General features: G+C 47.4%; 16 protein-coding genes. 6 read left to right on the top strand and 10 right to left on the bottom strand.

Annotated elements, in window-relative coordinates:
• Positions 1 to 2: 2 nt before the first annotated feature.
• Positions 3 to 1,352, bottom strand: a complete 1,350-nt coding sequence (locus L0U89_RS03165) for a hypothetical protein (protein ID WP_234860194.1) — start codon at positions 1,350 to 1,352, stop codon at positions 3 to 5.
• Positions 1,353 to 1,459: 107 nt separating this feature from the next.
• A complete protein-coding gene (aceK, locus tag L0U89_RS03160; RefSeq protein WP_234860193.1) occupies positions 1,460 to 3,187 on the bottom strand; it encodes a bifunctional isocitrate dehydrogenase kinase/phosphatase in 1,728 nt (575 codons plus the stop codon).
• Between the two features lie 483 nt (positions 3,188 to 3,670).
• Here aceK and L0U89_RS03155 point away from each other — a divergent pair, with 483 nt between their 5' ends.
• From L0U89_RS03155 to L0U89_RS03140, 4 genes are all read left to right on the top strand, one after another.
• Complete coding sequence (locus L0U89_RS03155; RefSeq protein ID WP_234860192.1) at positions 3,671 to 4,375, top strand: bifunctional isocitrate dehydrogenase kinase/phosphatase; 705 nt, start codon at positions 3,671 to 3,673, stop codon at positions 4,373 to 4,375.
• Complete coding sequence (locus L0U89_RS03150; protein WP_234860191.1) at positions 4,350 to 4,982, top strand: NUDIX hydrolase; 633 nt, start codon at positions 4,350 to 4,352, stop codon at positions 4,980 to 4,982. The genes L0U89_RS03155 and L0U89_RS03150 overlap by 26 nt, the downstream gene beginning before the upstream one ends.
• A gap of 45 nt (positions 4,983 to 5,027) precedes the next feature.
• On the top strand, positions 5,028 to 6,281 hold the full coding sequence (locus L0U89_RS03145) for a DUF819 family protein (protein WP_234860190.1): 1,254 nt from the start codon (positions 5,028 to 5,030) through the stop codon (positions 6,279 to 6,281).
• 146 nt (positions 6,282 to 6,427) lie between these two features.
• The gene (locus L0U89_RS03140) at positions 6,428 to 6,766 is read left to right on the top strand and encodes an NAD(P)H-dependent oxidoreductase subunit E (RefSeq protein WP_369413236.1); all 339 of its coding nucleotides are present in this window, start codon (positions 6,428 to 6,430) and stop codon (positions 6,764 to 6,766) included.
• Positions 6,767 to 6,829: 63 nt separating this feature from the next.
• On the opposite strand, the gene lepB is transcribed toward L0U89_RS03140, so the two are convergent.
• The 8 genes from lepB to pyrG all read right to left on the bottom strand — a co-directional run bounded on the left by lepB (position 6,830) and on the right by pyrG (position 15,338).
• Positions 6,830 to 7,906 (bottom strand): signal peptidase I, encoded by a 1,077-nt coding sequence (lepB, locus tag L0U89_RS03135; RefSeq protein ID WP_234860189.1) that lies wholly within the window; start codon positions 7,904 to 7,906, stop codon positions 6,830 to 6,832.
• A gap of 13 nt (positions 7,907 to 7,919) precedes the next feature.
• On the bottom strand, positions 7,920 to 8,642 hold the full coding sequence (gene dapB, locus L0U89_RS03130; RefSeq protein ID WP_234860188.1) for a 4-hydroxy-tetrahydrodipicolinate reductase: 723 nt from the start codon (positions 8,640 to 8,642) through the stop codon (positions 7,920 to 7,922).
• Between the two features lie 3 nt (positions 8,643 to 8,645).
• Positions 8,646 to 9,209, bottom strand: coding sequence for a DUF5683 domain-containing protein (locus L0U89_RS03125; RefSeq protein WP_234860187.1), 564 nt, complete (start codon positions 9,207 to 9,209; stop codon positions 8,646 to 8,648).
• Positions 9,210 to 9,260: 51 nt separating this feature from the next.
• Complete coding sequence (locus tag L0U89_RS03120) at positions 9,261 to 10,178, bottom strand: ParB/RepB/Spo0J family partition protein (protein WP_234860432.1); 918 nt, start codon at positions 10,176 to 10,178, stop codon at positions 9,261 to 9,263.
• Positions 10,179 to 10,189: 11 nt separating this feature from the next.
• The gene (locus L0U89_RS03115) at positions 10,190 to 10,969 is read right to left on the bottom strand and encodes a ParA family protein (RefSeq protein ID WP_008623365.1); all 780 of its coding nucleotides are present in this window, start codon (positions 10,967 to 10,969) and stop codon (positions 10,190 to 10,192) included.
• Positions 10,970 to 10,977: 8 nt separating this feature from the next.
• Positions 10,978 to 11,661 (bottom strand): metal-dependent hydrolase, encoded by a 684-nt coding sequence (locus L0U89_RS03110; RefSeq protein WP_234860186.1) that lies wholly within the window; start codon positions 11,659 to 11,661, stop codon positions 10,978 to 10,980.
• 157 nt (positions 11,662 to 11,818) lie between these two features.
• Positions 11,819 to 13,621 (bottom strand): membrane protein insertase YidC, encoded by a 1,803-nt coding sequence (gene yidC, locus L0U89_RS03105; protein ID WP_234860185.1) that lies wholly within the window; start codon positions 13,619 to 13,621, stop codon positions 11,819 to 11,821.
• Between the two features lie 97 nt (positions 13,622 to 13,718).
• Positions 13,719 to 15,338, bottom strand: coding sequence for a CTP synthase (gene pyrG / locus L0U89_RS03100; protein WP_234860184.1), 1,620 nt, complete (start codon positions 15,336 to 15,338; stop codon positions 13,719 to 13,721).
• 444 nt (positions 15,339 to 15,782) lie between these two features.
• On the opposite strand from pyrG, the gene L0U89_RS03095 reads away from it, so the two are divergent.
• On the top strand, positions 15,783 to 16,787 hold the full coding sequence (locus L0U89_RS03095) for a DUF6242 domain-containing protein (RefSeq protein ID WP_234860183.1): 1,005 nt from the start codon (positions 15,783 to 15,785) through the stop codon (positions 16,785 to 16,787).
• 45 nt (positions 16,788 to 16,832) lie between these two features.
• Positions 16,833 to 17,240, top strand: coding sequence for a DUF6855 family protein (locus L0U89_RS03090; protein WP_008623359.1), 408 nt, complete (start codon positions 16,833 to 16,835; stop codon positions 17,238 to 17,240).
• Positions 17,241 to 17,268: the final 28 nt, after the last annotated feature.

Here is a 17,268-nt window from a genome sequence, read left to right as displayed (position 1 = left end):
GCCTATTGTCTGCGCTGTCCAAATCCCCAACTGAGGCCCATTTGGACATCGGCTGTGCCTCGGTTGGCCAACAGCGAGGTGAGGACGGTTTGTGAGCTGAGGAAAAATCCCCCGTAGCGGAAGCCCAAGCCACCCGTAAGTTCGGAGATTTGGAAGTAGCCCCAAGGCGAGAACACCTCAAATTTGCCAAAAAGCATGCTCGGCGTGACTGCAAACACATTCACAAATGGGACTTGGTTGTTTTTGTCCTGGTTTTTGACCATTTGCTGCCAAAAGGCACTTACAAAAAACTGATCCGTTAACTTGATTTCTGAATACAGCGCAAAAGTCGTTGGCAATCCAACTTGGATGTTTTCCTGTGTTTCATCCAAAGTGAAGAATCCTGACTCTGTGAGTTGGTCTAGTGTGTTTTCAAGATCCAAGTCGAACCTATCGATGCGGAAAGAGCTTCCTGCAGGAATGTTGATACGCAGGTTATTGGAGACGTTGCTGGTGCCAAACTTCAGGTTGCCGATGTTGGTGACCGAGATGCCGGAATTGATCCAAACCTTTCCATTTTTCTTTGCCTGGTAATTGACTCCAAGGTCAAGTCCAACAGAGCTGGGAGAGTTGATTTCAAGGTTGCTATAGTCCAGTCGAAGGTTTCGGGCATCGATAATATCCCTGTTGTAGGTCAGGTTCATGGTGCCACTGGCATTGGAAAGGCTGGCTACACCGTTTTGCACGGTAAGTGTTCCAGAGAGCTGACTTACACCCACGTTGGTATAGTTGACAGGCACGAAGATCTTGATATTGCTGCCGACCGAGAGCTTTGAGTTGGCGTTGTTGATCAATTCCCGCCCCACGACGATGCCCGATTCAAACCACATGACACCGTTCACCCGCTGGTTGTTAGGATTGCTGAGTTGATAAGTAGTCCCGCCCGATGCAGAAGCGCTTCTGATCACACTGTTGCCAAGATCGGGATTGATTTGGTGGAGTGCTACCCGTGAGTTGAATTGGTTTGCCCAGCCCAGGGACCATTTGCCGAGATTAATTCCGAAGGAAGGCAAAAGTGCAGACCCGTGAGTATCCCCGTTCACTTGGGTGTTGGCTTTGGACATCAGGTCCTCCAACAGGTTTTCTTGTATGGAAGTAAGATCTGAGAAACTCAGGATGTTATTAACGAACAAGGCATTGACGCCCACGAAATTCACTTCGACTTTGCGGTCGAAATTGTTGATTTCGGCGGGATTCATCATGACGCTCACCATTGATTTTCTGGTGCTGTTTTGGATGCCCACATAGGAATGTTGGGCAGTGGCCAAGATCGGGAGGAGAAGCAATATGGGGAGGGCGATTAGGGATTTCATAGTGAAGGGGCTTGGCGACAAAATTACGCCAAAAACTCAAGACAAAACCTATAAGTTAGCCATGCTTTGAAGAATGATTACAATCCTCATTTCCGGGTTGCAAACCATTATACCAATTCATTCGGCCTGAATCGAATTGATCTCGGGTAAGAAAACGCATGGGGCATTTCCCCAGACCGGATATTTTTTTGGATCGATTGCCAAAACATTGGATCGAACAGCCGGCTATGGACTTCAAAAAAATAGTCCCTGATATCAGCCCGGCCGATCATAAACCTTTTGAAATCCTCGGGAAACACGTCCCTTGGCCCGATTTCGTACCAAGGTTCGGGAGAATATATCTGCTCGTAGGTTTCAGGCTTGGGTTTTGCCCGGAAATTCATGTCTGTCACAAATTCGATTTCATCGTAATCATAGAAAATGACACGTTTTTGCCGCGTTACGCCAAAGTTTTTGATCATCATGTCCCCCGGGAAAATATTGGCTTGTGCCAATTCCGTGATGGCATTGCCGTAGTCTTCGACGACCTGCTTGGCTTCTTCGAGGTTGCAGTTATCCAAGTAAATGTTCAGCGGGGTCATCCTACGCTCGATATATACGTGCTTGAGAATCAGTTCTTCTCCCCGGATTTCCAAAAGCGAATTGACCGTACCGCGCAATTCTGCCATCAGATCAGGATGAATCCTGCGAAGCGGAAGGTGGAATTCCTCAAATTCGTGGGTATCCGCCATCCTGCCCACGCGGTCGTGCAGGCCGACGAGCTTGTATTTTTCCCGGACTTCCTGGCGCGTCATGGTCTTGGGTGGATCAAAATAGTCCTTGATCATCTTGAACACGATGTTGTAGGAGGGGAGGGTAAATACCGTCATCACCATACCCTTGATGCCTTCGGCTATCACAAATTGGTCATCACTATGTGCTAAGTGATTCAGAAGGTCGCGGTAAAATTCCGTTTTGCCGTGCTTGTTAAACCCGATGGAGTTATACAGTTCGTGGATTTTCTTGTTGGGAATGACGGAATTCAAAAATGAAACAAGTTGTGAAGGGACATCTACCTTCACCATGAAGTAGGAGCGCGTATAGCTAAAAAGGCCCGACATCAAAATCGGGTCAAAGATCAGGGTGTCGACAAAAACGCCCTTTGAGCCATATAGGAATGGGATGATGAAGGGCATCCATTTTCCCCCAAGTCTTGTCCGTCCGATGAGATAGGCGGATTTTCCCCTGAAAAAGATGGATTTCCAAATCTGCGTGATCGTATCTGCGTCCGGCTTGTATCTAGTTAAAATCACGTTTTTGACCGCGGTCTCAAGGAAATGGATATCTGCCTCCGGGTCCATCAGGGGCGCTCCGAAATCATAGTCGGAAAAGATTTTTCGAAGTATTGGGACCAAACCCATGTTGGCAGAGTAGGTATTGAACAAGTGGCCGTTAGGCAGAAGGTCGCAGGAATTGTAGCCTTCATGCACATACATCAGCGCTTCGTTGATGGCTAGCCCTGGATAGGTTTTTCGGATGACCGAGTTAAAAAATGTCTCTGCGAGTTCCTTTTCGTTTCTTCCCGCTATCAGACGGGAATAAATGCCCTTTGTATCCCTCCAAAAGAAGAAGTCGCTTGCATAGAGACCGATTTCGGCAAGCACCTTGGTTTTGGTTTGGGCGACATGGTCTTTGTAAAGGCGCAGCCGCTTTCTTTGGTTTTCCCGCTTTGCCGCCCAATCTCTCATTTTGTAAAACCGTGGCGAATTATCCGTGTGGATGTGGAAATTTTGGAGGTAATGCTGGAAACCCTCTTGGATAAGTACGGCGGTATGATAGGAGGGGTCGACTTCCACGGATTAATGTTGTTTGACTGGGGTTGAATTTAATCATATTCGACAGGAACGAAGCGGCTTTGCGGGCGAAGAATCTTCCGAATTTTCGATCTGCGACTTGAGCATGTTTATAGGGTATATTTTGCAAATTCATTGAAAGTCAGGTGGATTTGTGGTTTAGTTGGTAAAACAAGGCGCCGAATTGGAAATTTTTTCTCGGGATGCCAGATTTTTTAACTTCCAAAAAAATGTTTTAAGTAAGCAAAATCAGGTAACTTAAAACGTGATTTTGACACGGAAACTTTTTTTCAATCTCGCAGAATAAAATTTTCGCAATCGATTGTTTGTAGAATTTGAAAACATTACATACCTTTCAAACGGTTATTCATACATTGAATATCTACAATAGGTTTAATAGGTTTGAGAGATAAAAAAGGTCTGGACAATGTTCGGACCTTTTTTGATTTATGGGGTTTTTGTGTTTGATTCGTGTTTTCACCAATCATGATGCATACCCGAATCGAGAGATGTTTTCTCAGCAAATTTTCTTTGTTGTTGCTTGGATTGCTGGCTGCATGTTCATTTCAAAAGGAGAAAACAGAGGAGGTTTCCGAGTCCATCCAGCTCAGCAGGGAAGAAGAAATGGCCCAATTGCTGGCCTCAGGTATCCAGCAAACGCCTGCTTGGGCTTCCCATTGGAAATCCATAGATAATTTGTTTGACCCCAGTGCTTTTCAACTCAGTAAACAGCTGGAGTATGAGGATTTGGAATGGCCGGAGGAGAACTTTATCCAGGCGGGAAATCCTTTTTTCCCCTATCTCATTCCCCATCCCGACGGATTGGGAGTGGTGGATATCTACAGCTATAAAGTAGTCATTCCCGAGGAGGGAAGTGTGGCTTTCAATCCCGATTCGGAGGTGATTTTTTTCAGATCCAATGGCATGCGGCAAAGACTCTTGTTCATTGGGCCTTCGGGAGGATTTCAGGAAGCTGTATGGGTATCACCTGACTATTTGATGGTATCCGGATTTTTTGAATATGAAAATGGCGTCAGTCCGATGGTTTGGCTGGTCAATGTGGCCGATAGAAGCTATATCGAGTATTCCAGCCCACTTCGGATATCCCAATATCCCAAATCTAAATACCTGAAAGAGAAGTTGAAGAACATTCCTTTCCCCCAAGATGAAGCTGGTACAGATCGTCAATAGGCTGGAAATTTTGCTAAGGCAACCCTTGCCGGGGATCGAGGGGCAGCTTTCTATGGCACCGATGCCGATTGACACCAAGCGGTTCCAGATTCGGGAGGACCACCGCAAAGGCGCCGTACTGATGCTGCTTTTCCCTGACCAAAGCAGTGCCTTTGTCCCCTTTATCAAACGGCCCGAGTATCCGGGCGTGCATGGAGGTCAGGTATCCTTCCCCGGTGGGAAATTCGAGGAAGGAGATAGCTCGTTGGAGTCTACCGCGCTGAGAGAAGCAGAGGAAGAGATCGGGGTGGATGCATCCAAAGTCAAGATTTTGGGACACCTGTCAGACGTTTATATCCCTCCGTCCAATTTTTTGGTAAGGCCATTTATCGGTTTTGTGGAGGAAAAGCCACTATTCAAGCCTGATCCGATAGAAGTGGAGAGGATCATTTCTTGTCCTTTTCCCAGTTTGATTGACGCCAACATCCGAAAAATCACCAAAGTGAAGGGCAGTTCGGGCTTTCAATTTGACGCGCCGTATTTTGACATCGAGCAAGAAGTCGTATGGGGTGCGACAGCCATGATGTTGGGTGAGTTCACTTACTTGTGGGAGAAATCCAGACTTTGATCTTTTGGGCTTTTGTGGTATTGTTGTAAGCAAAGCTGGAAACCTATGCAAGAGAATATTCCTCTGATTGCCAATGATGCCGTTGTATTTGGTTTGTTGATGACGATTTTGGCTTTTGTTTTTGCCACTTCGGCGAGTAGGAAGCCATTTTGGACCAAGTTTTACAGGATCGTACCCTCGGTGCTCCTGTGTTATTTTATTCCGGCTGTTTTCAACTCGCTTGGCATTATTTCCGGAGAATCTTCCGGTCTGTACAAAATTGCCTCCCGCTATATGTTGCCAGCCTCGCTGGTGCTTTTGACGGTAAGTATCGATCTGAAAGGGATTTTGAAATTGGGGCCAAAAGCCTTAATTATTTTTTTGGCTGGGACAGTGGGTGTGATGATCGGTGGACCGATTGCACTTTTTACTGTATCCCGATTCTTCCCGGATATTCTTTCGGGGACAGGACCTGACGAACTTTGGAGGGGGCTTTCCACGATTGCGGGAAGCTGGATAGGAGGAGGTGCCAACCAAACGGCCATGTTGGAGGTTTTTGGAGCGAGCCCGGAATTGTTCAGCCAGATGATCGCAGTGGATGTACTGGTAGCCAATCTTTGGATGGCGGTTTTGCTCTATTGGGCGGCAAAGCCCGAGAAAATCGACCGCTTGTTTAAAGCCGACAGCAGCGCCATCATGGAGCTTCAGGAAAAGGTGGAAAAGTACCGTGCGGGAATTATGAGAATGCCAAACCTGAGTGATACGATGATGATCTTGGGCGTAGGGTTTGCGATTACCGGTCTGTCACATTGGATTGCGGACATTGTAGCGCCTTTTATTGGGACCAATTATCCAAACTTGAAGCAATATTCGCTTGATTCAACCTTTTTCTGGATCGTGGTGATTGCGACGACGGGCGGATTGCTTTTGTCCTTTACCAAAGCCAGGGAGTTGGAAGGTGTCGGCGCGTCCCGATTGGGTTCGGTGCTTCTGTATATCCTTGTCGCTACGATCGGGATGCAGATGGACTTGGGCGCGGTCTTGGATAATCCTGTTTTCTTCCTGATTGGAATCATTTGGATCATCATCCATATGCTGACGATGCTGATTGTGGCTTATCTGATCAAGGCGCCGTTCTTTTACGTGGCTGTGGGTTCCCAAGCTAATATAGGCGGCGCGGCTTCAGCACCCATAGTAGCTTCCGCCTTCAATCCATCCCTGGCGCCCGTGGGTGTGCTGATGGCCGTATTGGGATATGCCGCCGGTACTTATGGCGCCTATCTTAGCGGATTGGTCATGCAGTGGGTATATGGGATGTAATCATCAAGCAGAATGTAAGAAGGCAAAGGCAGTTTGGATTTGGCGAAAGCAAGAATGACTATTCAACAAGCTAATTCTATTGGCGGTCGCGGTCACTTTCTTGATAGAATGACGAATAATGAACACCGAATATCCAATGTTGAATTTTGAAAACCCAAGTTAAGGCCGGAGAGTTAAAGGAATTACTCTGCACTTGGTTCTTGGCGCTAAACCTCGTACTTCCAACTTCCTACTTCCAACCTTATATGGGTAACCACCGAAAATTCATCTTCGTCTGCAATGGCTCCGACTGCAAGGGGGAGGGTTGCAAGGAATTGGGCAAAGAGATTAAAGAATTGACCCAGTCTGGGCATAACAAGGGTAAATTCAAGATCATCAAAACCAAATGCATGGACTTTTGCAAATCTGCCCCAGTTGTCATTTATCACAATGAGGTGATCAAAAAGGCGGACATCGCCCATGTGAAGAAAAAAATCGAACATTGATTGACACGAAAAAAAAAAGGCCGAATCATCTTCGGCCTTTTCTGTTGGTGAAAACCAGCTCAATCAGTCAATTCCATTGAAAAACCTGCTCCAACGGATCTTGTTGAACATGGATTTGTGCTTGTCCAAAGAGAGCCACAGGAACCAAGCTTTGCCCACAATATGGTCCTCGGGAACAAAACCCCAATACCGGGAGTCCAATGAGTCGTGGCGGTTGTCACCCATCATGAAATAATAGTCCTGCTTGAAGGTGTAATTTGTGACTTTTTGCCCATCGATGAAGAGCTCGTTGTTTTCGACCTTCACATCTTTATGTCCTTCGAACTTCTGGATAGTGTAGGCGTACTTTGCGATATTGTCTTTGTTTATCTCGATCGTCCAGCCTTTACCGGGGATTTCCAAAGGACCGTAGTTGTCCTTGTTCCAGCCAAAATAAGAACCATCAGGGAATACCCTTGGGTCACCAAGACCCACGCGATCCATGCGTTTGGTGATGTTTCCGACCGCGGGGGATTTTTTCAATTCCGCAATGGTTTCTTCCGTCGCCATGACCATATAGCCTGAGGCATCGGAAAAGGGACGATAACTGTCCTGGTTGATGCCGTATTCGTCAAAGAAATCCGAGGTGAGGTTTCTGCTGCTCATCACGTCGTAGGAAAACTGCATCTCTGCGGGATTCTGTTGCGCCTCGCCGTTGACAAAAATCTGCGTTTCCCTGATTTCAAGGACGTCTCCGGGAATCGCCACTGCCCGTTTGATATAATTGGTCTTGAGATCTACAGGATATTCCAATTCTGCGGGATAATTGAAAACCACCACGTCATTCCGCTCTACATCCGAAAACCCGGGAAGCCTATAGTAGGGCAATTGGATCCAATCCACATACGAGTTCAAGTCGGTTCCCCAGATTTTTTGGTGGGTAAGCGGAACTTGAAGCGGTGTTCTGGGAACGCGGGTTCCGTAGTGCATTTTGCTTACAAACAGGAAATCTCCTACGAGGAGTGATTTTTCCATGGAGGCAGTAGGTATGGTAAATGGTTCTAACAGCAACCATCTGATTAAGCTCGCGGCAATCACCGCAAACACCAAAGCATCTACCCACTCACGGGCAGCTGATTTTTTCTTTTTTGGTTCAGTCATCGGAATTTAAATTTCAGAAAGATAGGAATTCGTTCATCGAAAATATGCCTTTTCTACCGATTATCCATTCGGCCACAAGGACCGCACCCAAGGCGAAGCCCTTGCGGCTATGGGCTGTATGTATGATCTCGATATCGTCGATTTCGGATTGGTAGCGTATAATATGGGTGCCAGGCGCGGGATCTATTCGTTTGGAGGTGATGGGTAAAACGTCAGCGGCTGTGGTTTGGCCTTGGTTGAGCTCCCAAGATTTAACCTCTTTTAACTCTGCGAGGATGCCTTCGGCCAAGGTAATGGCTGTACCGCTCGGCGCATCTTTTTTCTCGGTATGGTGGATTTCTTCGATGCTGGCCTTGTATTCGTGTTGGCCCTGCATCAGCGACGCCAAAAACTGATTCACTTTGAAGAAGATATTGACGCCAATGCTGTAGTTGGAAGCGTAGAAGAATGCTGTATTTTTTTCCAATGTCAATGCTTCCACTTCGGGTTTGCGATTGAGCCAGCCTGTCGTACCGGACACAACCGGAATTCCCCTGCTGATAGCCCAAGAGATATTTTCAACCGCGGCATCCGGTTGGCTGAACTCGATTGCCACGTCAATTGAAGCTGGATCGAGTTTTTCCAAATCAGCACGGTTATCGATATTGATTTTTCCGACTATGGCATGTCCACGGGATTCGGCGATTTCACCGATGATTTTTCCCATTTTTCCATAGCCCAATAATAGAATGTTCATCTTTTAAAATTTGATCTTAAGGGAAAGGCCCGTGACGGTACCGCCTGCAGCGAGCATCTCAAAGTTGGGTTCGAACTTGAAACTCAGGTCATCAGTCACATCAAAGGCCGACAAGTGCGCGTCCACAAAGGCATCTACGATATTGAGTGCATAAATACCAACAAACAGGAAATAATTCAAATCCCTATTACGGCGCCAATAGTCGATGTTACGCACCAAGCCTTCCCTGTTGAGGCCCGGAAAAGGCCTGTCTGTACTCGTGGGATTTTGGTCGTAAATCGCCAAGGCGTCCAAAAACAGCTCGTAGCGCCTGTTGTTGTACTCGATAAAATAGATGTTGGCGGCAAAGCCCGTATAGATGATCGGTACCTTCCAAGGCTTGCCGTTGTAGATTTGTCCGGCACCAGGAAGGATTGCGGAGAGGATCATCGCTTTACTCGGATTTTTGATGTCTTTCTGCGTAAGCTCCAACTTGATCGTATCCTGTGCGTCCGAGATAAGCCTTTGCGCCTTGCAATTGACGAAAGTGCAAAAAACAAAAAGAGCAATGAGAGTAAGTACCTTCATTGCTTGTGTGGGGGATATCACCCTTGTATGCAATCTTTCCTTTTCCAAGGCTTAGATGATCTCCAATATTTCCAAAATTCTGTTCAGGTCTTCCGAGGAATGGAACGGGATTTTGATCTCGCCTTTACTTTTAGCGTCAGACTTCAGATGTACCTTTGTCCCAAAATGGTTGGCAAGCCTTTGCTGGATTTTTCCCAATTCATATTTTCTCAAAGGATCCAAAGCGGGTTCCTGTCTCTCGGTTTTTTCCTCATTCTCTTGGTTGAGGGATTTTACAAGTTCCTCCACTTTTCTTACGCTGAGTTCTTCGGCGAGTACCTTTTTGAAGATCGCCAATTGCTTGTCGATACTGTCTACGTTGATAAGCGCCCGGGCGTGGCCCATGCTGATCCTATTGTCCCGAAGACCTGCTTGGATATCGGGCGGTAGTTTAAGGAGACGGAGGTAATTGTTGACTGTAGTTCTGTTTTTGCCTACGCGGTCGCCCAGTTCTTCCTGCTTGAGGTTGCACTCTGCGAGTAGCCTTTGGTAGGAATGGGCGATTTCCAAGGCGTTGAGGTTTTCCCTTTGAATGTTTTCGATCAGAGCCATTTCCAACATCTGTTGGTCATTGGCAGTGCGCACATATGCGGGAATTTTTTCCAACCCCGCCATTTTGGAAGCTTGGAACCTTCTTTCTCCCGAGATCAATTGGTATTCTCCCTCGGCAAGCTTTCGGACCGTAATCGGTTGGATGATTCCTTGTACCTTGATGGATTCGGAGAGCTCTTCCAAGGCAGTTTTGTCAAAATGCGTCCTTGGCTGAAAAGGATTGACTTGGATGTCCGAAAGGCTGATGTCGTAGATCCCCGCTACCGGATGTGATGGAATCAGGGTTTCGTTTTTTGTCTTCTGTGGAGAATCCTGCAGCAAGGCCCCCAATCCTCTACCCAGCGCACTTTTCTTTGGGGTTGGTTTTTTGTCGTCCATAGCTTCATTCATCAGTTTACTTTTTCCATGCCGTTTTTGACGGCAATTTCCTGTGCCAAATTCAGGTAGGCCACAGCGCCTTTACCCTCCGCATCAAAAGCAATCACCGGAAGGCCAAAGCTTGGCGACTCGCTCAGGCGGACATTTCGCGGGATGATCGTTTCAAAAACAAGGTTTTTGAAATGCAACCGCACTTCGTCCACAACTTGGTTGGAAAGCCTCAAGCGTACATCGTACATCGTCAGGAGAATTCCCTCTATTTCCAGATCCGGGTTGAGGCGGGTTTGGATAATTTTAATCGTATTGAGCAACTTGCCCAAACCCTCGAGCGCGAAATACTCGCACTGCACGGGAATGATCACAGAATTGGCAGCCGTAAGGGCATTGATCGTAATGAGCCCGAGGGATGGAGAGCAGTCAATGATTACAAAATCGTATTTGTCCTTGACATGCTGGATCACCGACTTCATCTTTTCCTCCCGGTTTTCGAGGTTGATCATTTCCACCTCTGCACCGACCAGGTCGATGTGGGAGGGGACCAGGTCAAGATTTTCGATTTCCGTCTTGTGGATGATGGTATGGATATCCACACCGTCGACCATACATTCGTAAATGCTTTTGTCGATTTCTTTGGGATCATGTCCCAAACCTGAGGTAGTGTTTGCCTGTGGGTCAGCGTCTATCACCAAGGTTTTGTATTCCAATACCGCCAAACTTGCCGCGAGATTCATGGCAGTGGTCGTTTTTCCTACGCCTCCTTTCTGGTTGGCGATTGCGATTACTTTTCCCATAAAATACCTTAGAGGGTAATAGAGTCTCCAATATTAAGCAAAATCAATTCTTTTCCTGCCTCGGCTGCGGCTTTTTTTGCCGCCTCTTGGTCGATGGCGATGTACGGAAATGTGTCGTAATGCATTCCGATGATCCGCTTTGTTCCCACCCAATCCGCAGCTTTGATTGCGTCCTTGATACCCATTGTGAAGTTATCACCGATCGGCATGATCGCGAAATCAACCTTGAATTCCTCGCCAATCAGCTTCATGTCGTAGGTCAACGCGGTATCTCCAGCGTAATAGAAGCAACCATCGGCATGCTCGATCACAAACCCGCCGGGATTGCCTCCCGAAGAGCCGTCGGGAAGCGTACTGCTGTGGACGGCAGCCACGGATTTTACTCTACCAAAATCAAACTGTTTGCTGCCTCCGATATTCATGGGGTGGTATTTTTCCACACCCTTTTGGGCAAACCATACTGCGATTTCATAATTGGAAACGATCATGGCGTTGTTCCTTTTGGCAATGCTTTCGGCATCTGCCACGTGGTCTTCGTGTCCATGACTTAGCAGAATGTAATCCGCACCTATCGATGTCGGGTCGATTTTGGACGCTTTTGGATTGGGGCTGATAAATGGGTCGAAGAGTACGTTTTTGTTTTGGATTCTTGCGAGAAAGGAAGAATGTCCGAGGTAGGTGAGTTCGATCATGAAGGAGGATGATTGGATTACCTTAGCTTACAAATATATCATTTATATTTTTCCACGAAACGAATTGTTATCCACATGTCGGTTTCCGAAATGTTAATTCGCTGGCTATGAGCCTGCAAGGAGCGACAAAAAAAGGAGGCTCTCAGGAGCCTCCTTTTTATTGTTTCTTTTTGTTGGCCTCGGCGGCCTTCATGGCATCTTCCAGTCTTTGCTGGAATTTTGACTTCTTTTTGTTGACATTCTTGACCTTGTTGGCTTCGATTTTTTCGCGGATTTTGGCATCATCGACAAACAGCTTGATCAAAGCTTGTTGCCCGAATGTCACCATATTGGAGACGAAATAATAGAAACTTAATGCAGCCGGGAAGGAGTTTAACACAAACATAAACACCACAGGCATGATGTAGCCAAGGTTTTTCATTGGCCCGGCCTGTGCAGTCAGCTGGTTGTTGAAATGGGTATAGGCAATCTGCGACACCGTCATCAATATCGTAAACAGACTGACGTGCGAACCATAGAAAGGAATCGCAAATGGCAGCCTCAGGATAGAGTCATAGGTAGACAAATCATGCGCCCAAAGGAAAGACTGTTGGCGAAGCTCAATCGCATTGGGGAAGAAAAAGAACATCGCAAACAGGAACGGCATCTGCAGCAACAGCGGCAAGCAGCCCGAAATCGGGCTCACACCCAATTGCCCAAAGAGCTTCATCTGCTCCTGCTGCATTTTGGTGGGATCGTCGCCGTATTTTTCTTTCAGCTCGTCGATTTCCGGCTTGATGACCCGCATCTTCGCCATCCCGATGTAGGACTTGTATGTCAGAGGGAATAGGGCCAACTTGATGATCAATACGATCAGGATGATAATCACCCCATAGTTGGTGAAGTATTTCTCCAAAAACTGGAACAGGTTGACGATGATGTATTTGTTGACCCAACTGACAAAGAAGTAGCCCATGTCCACGTTGTTCTCAAAGCCATCGGTGACTCTTTTGAGGACGTTGTAGCGGTTGGGTCCAAAGTAATATTGCACCGCCGCTTGGTTGTTTTCCAAGGGAAGAACCAAGGAGACTGAGACATTTTTGATAGATAGCGTATCCTTGGGAGTTTCCTGAAGGAGTTTTCCACCAGAAAACGCATTGCCCGCAATGATACCAGTGGTGAAGAATCTTTGACTAAAGCTTACCCATTTGGTGGCTTCGGTGAGTTCGTCTTGATCTGTCTCGGAAGTAGTGCTCAGGTAATCGTGGCTTCCCGCAGCGGAAAAGAAGTTGATGTTGGTTTTTCTTCTTGATTCCTCAATGTCGGCTTCTTGGCGGATAAGCCTGTCGTTCCATTGGATCTGGACTTGCTTGTCTTTCAGATTGGCTGCGAAGCCGTTGATCTCCAAGTTTTTGTCCACCACATAGCTGCCATTGCGGAGGGTGTAGGTGCGGACGATTGAACCATTTTCACCTTTTGCAATGAAGGTCAATACCGAAGCCTCGACTTCATCCACCACGGTTTTTGAAACGGTGGGATTGAAATAAAACTGATTGAGGCTCAGTGGCCCTTTGTCAGTTTCGATGCTGTAGGAAAGGTCGGAGCTGTTTTGGTCCAAAAGGAAAACGGGACGCTGGTCCCAAGTCTTGTATTCCTTCAGTTCGACTTTCGTGATCTCGGCGCCTTTGGTATTGAAGGTGACGATGATGTTGTCATTTTCCAACACAACCTCCTCGGCTGCCCCTTTGGTCATCGGCGCAAATGCACCAAATTGTCTGACTGCTACCAAGTCCTGAATGCTGTCATTCAGTTCGACTTGGGAAGCTTCTGGGGTCGTTTCGGTGGGGTTTGAGGGGCTCGCCACCTCAGTCGTTGTGGTGTTTTCTTCGGTTGGTGTTTCTGGTGGCTTTGCGAAAAAGATCGAATACACCAGCAATACTGCTGCGAAAAGGATCAAGCCGATCGCTTGGTTTCTGTCCATAAATTAAAATTAGTACTTATCCATTTACAAGCGGCAGACAAAAGAAATCCATCTTGGAACTTTGGATTGCCGATGTGTTTGGACAAATGTGATGCAATTATTTGATTTTCTTGTTGGCAATGGTTGCGCTGATAAACTTCACAAACAACGGATGTGGATTCAGCACGGTACTCTTGTATTCTGGGTGGAATTGTGTTCCCAAAAACCATGGGTGGTTTTTGAGCTCGACGATTTCCACCAATTTTGAATCTGGGTTGATGCCGGAAGGAATCAGGCCATGCGATTCGATTTGCTCCAGGTATTCATTGTTGAACTCGTACCTGTGGCGGTGCCGTTCGTGGATTTTGTTTTTCCCATAGGCCTGCGCCGCCTTGCTGCCTTTTTTGAGTTCGCAAGGATACGAACCCAAACGCATCGTTCCGCCCATGAGTTGGACATTTTTTTGTTCTTCCATCAAGGCAATCACTGGATGGGGCGTATTTGGAGCCATTTCGGTGCTGCTGGCATTTTTCAGACCCAACACATTGCGCGCAAATTCGATTACGGCAACCTGCATTCCTAGGCAAATCCCAAAGAACGGTACCCCATTTTCGCGCGCAAATTTAACGGTTTCTATTTTTCCTTCAAGTCCTCTTTCGCCGAATCCTGGCGCTACCACGATGCCGTCGAGGCCTTCCAATCTTCGCGTCACAGTTTCGGGTTGAAGATCTTCGGACGAGATTAGCTTGAGGTGGACCTTGCTTTCACAAGCCGCCGCAGCATGCGTAAACGCCTCGATAATTGACTTGTAGGCGTCGGGAAGGGAGACGTATTTGCCAACGAGGCCGATCGTCACTTCTTGGGTCGGATTTTTGAGTTTGCCAAGGAAATCTTTCCATTGCTCGAGATCGGCATTGTTGCGGGTGCCCATTTTGAGCTTGCTCATGACGCGCTCGTCGAGTTTTTCCTTTTTCATCAGGAGTGGGACGTCGTAGATGGTCTCCGCGTCCATGGCCTCGATGACGCTGTTGAGCTCGACGTTGCAGAAGAGGGAGAGTTTCTTTTTGACCTCGATCGGAAGTGGATGTTCGGTCCGGCAGACAAGAATGTCCGGCTGGATACCCGCTTCGAGGAGTTGCTTGACAGAGTGCTGGGTCGGCTTGGTTTTGAGTTCCTTGGCCGCCGCGAGATAAGGAATCAGGGTCAGGTGGATAACGAGGAAATTGCTGGCGCCGATTTCCCACTTGGCTTGGCGTACCGCTTCGATAAAGGGAAGCGATTCGATATCCCCCACGCAGCCACCGATTTCCGTGATGATGACATCGTATTTGCCATCCTCGCCCAACTTGAAAAAGTTCCGCTTTATCTCATCCGTGATGTGCGGGATGACTTGGACGGTTTTGCCAAGGAATTCGCCCTTGCGCTCCTTGGTAATGACGTTGAAATAGATCCTGCCCGTGGTGACGTTATTGGCCTGGGAAGTCGGAGTATTGAGGAAGCGCTCGTAGTGACCGAGGTCCAAATCCGTCTCCGCACCGTCCTCGGTGACATAGCATTCCCCGTGTTCGTAGGGGTTGAGCGTCCCCGGGTCGATGTTGAGGTACGGGTCAAATTTCTGGATGGTGACGCTAAAACCTCTGGCTTGGAGCAGTTTGGCCAAGGAGGCGGCGATGATGCCTTTTCCCAAGGAGGAAGTCACGCCTCCAGTGATAAAGATATATTTGGTGGATTGGCCCATAAGAAGGGTGGGATGTTGTTGCGTTTGGTTTCTTATGGGATTCAAAGGTAGGGGAAATTTTCGAAAGGATTGAGATGAGGGATTGGAAGATTGAAAAATTGGAAAATTGGGCGATGTTTGGTGGTAAAGCGCCAATCAGGTCTGCAAGGCAGAAAGTTGAAAAATCTGCTGGCTGACAATACGCTTAAACGCTGCCTCAATCCCTGAGCTTTCCCAATTGTATAAAAACCTGATTTTAAGCTGATTATTTTTGGCTGGGAAAAAAATTGAGTTTGTTATGGGTAGGGTTATATTTGTTACAAGGCCAACATTTCACCTGATCGAGGATCATTGGATATTTGGTTCGGAAATCATGCTTTTCTAGTTTCTTGGGGCTTAGGTCCTATCGGATTTTGGCTTCCAATTTTAATCCTTGTCTGACTTTGTAATCCAATAAACCAATTTATGGCACAGAATCAGGGTACGGTACTGCGATTCGCTTTGCTTGCGGTGCTGATTTTGTCAGTTCAGGCTTTTTCCGGCTGTACGAAGCAATCCACCATTGCTGAACCGTTACGGCAAGGGACTGACGTAGATACCGCCTCACTGTACGTCTGGAGTAAATTGCTGGATAGCGCTGCCTGGAGAAAGAACTATAATTTTCAGATGTTCAGTGTCGGGGACGAATTGTGGGTGTTTCACCCTGATGGAACTTGGTGGTCCAAAGATGGGACTTTATGGGAAAAAGCCCCTTTGACCAATGCGATCAAGAACTTGGCCTTTTTGGATTATGTCCAATTCAAGGGCTCGATTTACGGATTGGGGTATTTTGAGGGAAATGTGGAGCGGTTCCAATTTAGGCCTGAGATTTACAAAACCACAGATTTCAAAACTTGGTCAACTTTGGCAAGCGATAGCAACCTGCCGCAGCGGTTTTTTTACCATCCCTTTGTATTTCAAAACAAAATCTGGATCATCGGCGGGGAGGATTCCCGGCGTAAATACGCAGATATATGGAACTCTGAGGATGGTATCCATTGGGTGAAACAAAAAGACAATCTTCCTTTAGGTGAGCGCAGCGGCAGCCAGGTGGTTCAGTTGGATGGCAAGCTATACCTGTTGGATAACGACGTCTGGATATCCCATGATGGTCTGAATTGGGAACTTGTGACTGAGGAAATCGTCCCGGGAGAGGAAATTTTCGGGTATGCGGCGATGGTCCTGGATGGGAAAATTTGGCTTTTAGGCTGCAACAGGAATGGGCAGTTTTCGAGTCAGGTATTAATCAGTGCGGATGGAAAGCACTGGCAAACACAGCAGGCACCATGGGCACCGCGTGGGGGAATCGCTGCCACGGTGCACAAGGGTAAAATCTACATGACCGGCGGGAAATATGGGGGCACACCCAATCACCCTGACTTCAGGTACGACAATGATGTATGGGTACTTGAAAAAAGAAAATCCCAATAAACCCAAACCGATTTTCAGCAATTTTTACACTCTAAATATATCACGATGCCCTATTCAATCGGTACAAAACAAAACCCCATGGTACTCAAGACGCCACCGCTGACCAGTGAGTACACCATGCATGTGGAGGAAAAGGATGGCAAGCCGGTGTTGGTCTGCACGGTAGGAAAAACTGTCCTCCATTACAATATCGCCTGCATCGACGACCTGCACGCCATGCTCAAACAGCACGGGGATTGGATGGAGTTGGGTAGTGCGGATGAGCAAAAGCCCGCCAAGGAAGGCACGGTCGAGGCTTGGGGTCGCGCCGCATCCAATCCCGTGGGCGGCTGGTACGGACTCAAAAAAGGCCTGAGGGGGAGATTCGGTATGTACATTCCGCCACTGATGGAAGCCCTCGGATTGGCTGAAGTCACCCATGAAGCCAAAGGAAACAGGATGAGGGCGAGGTGATTGGCCCTTTTGCCAGGTTTTTTCAATC

Source organism: Mariniradius sediminis, assembly GCF_021491425.1.
Classification (GTDB): domain Bacteria; phylum Bacteroidota; class Bacteroidia; order Cytophagales; family Cyclobacteriaceae; genus Mariniradius; species Mariniradius saccharolyticus.
Note: the sequence above shows the minus strand (reverse complement) of the source record. Positions and strands in the feature narration are given on the sequence as shown.

Bases quoted from the DNA above. Each gene is read 5' to 3' on its own strand.
- L0U89_RS03165 (WP_234860194.1), bottom strand. From the start codon at position 1,352: ATGAAATCCCTAATCGCCCTCCCCATATTGCTTCTCCTCCCGATCTTG.
- L0U89_RS03155 (WP_234860192.1), top strand. From the start codon at position 3,671: ATGATGCATACCCGAATCGAGAGATGTTTTCTCAGCAAATTTTCTTTG.
- L0U89_RS03150 (WP_234860191.1), top strand. From the start codon at position 4,350: ATGAAGCTGGTACAGATCGTCAATAGGCTGGAAATTTTGCTAAGGCAA.
- L0U89_RS03145 (WP_234860190.1), top strand. From the start codon at position 5,028: ATGCAAGAGAATATTCCTCTGATTGCCAATGATGCCGTTGTATTTGGT.
- lepB (WP_234860189.1), bottom strand. From the start codon at position 7,906: ATGACTGAACCAAAAAAGAAAAAATCAGCTGCCCGTGAGTGGGTAGAT.
- dapB (WP_234860188.1), bottom strand. From the start codon at position 8,642: ATGAACATTCTATTATTGGGCTATGGAAAAATGGGAAAAATCATCGGT.
- L0U89_RS03125 (WP_234860187.1), bottom strand. From the start codon at position 9,209: ATGAAGGTACTTACTCTCATTGCTCTTTTTGTTTTTTGCACTTTCGTC.
- L0U89_RS03120 (WP_234860432.1), bottom strand. From the start codon at position 10,178: ATGGACGACAAAAAACCAACCCCAAAGAAAAGTGCGCTGGGTAGAGGA.
- L0U89_RS03115 (WP_008623365.1), bottom strand. From the start codon at position 10,969: ATGGGAAAAGTAATCGCAATCGCCAACCAGAAAGGAGGCGTAGGAAAA.
- L0U89_RS03110 (WP_234860186.1), bottom strand. From the start codon at position 11,661: ATGATCGAACTCACCTACCTCGGACATTCTTCCTTTCTCGCAAGAATC.
- yidC (WP_234860185.1), bottom strand. From the start codon at position 13,621: ATGGACAGAAACCAAGCGATCGGCTTGATCCTTTTCGCAGCAGTATTG.
- pyrG (WP_234860184.1), bottom strand. From the start codon at position 15,338: ATGGGCCAATCCACCAAATATATCTTTATCACTGGAGGCGTGACTTCC.
- L0U89_RS03095 (WP_234860183.1), top strand. From the start codon at position 15,783: ATGGCACAGAATCAGGGTACGGTACTGCGATTCGCTTTGCTTGCGGTG.
- L0U89_RS03090 (WP_008623359.1), top strand. From the start codon at position 16,833: ATGCCCTATTCAATCGGTACAAAACAAAACCCCATGGTACTCAAGACG.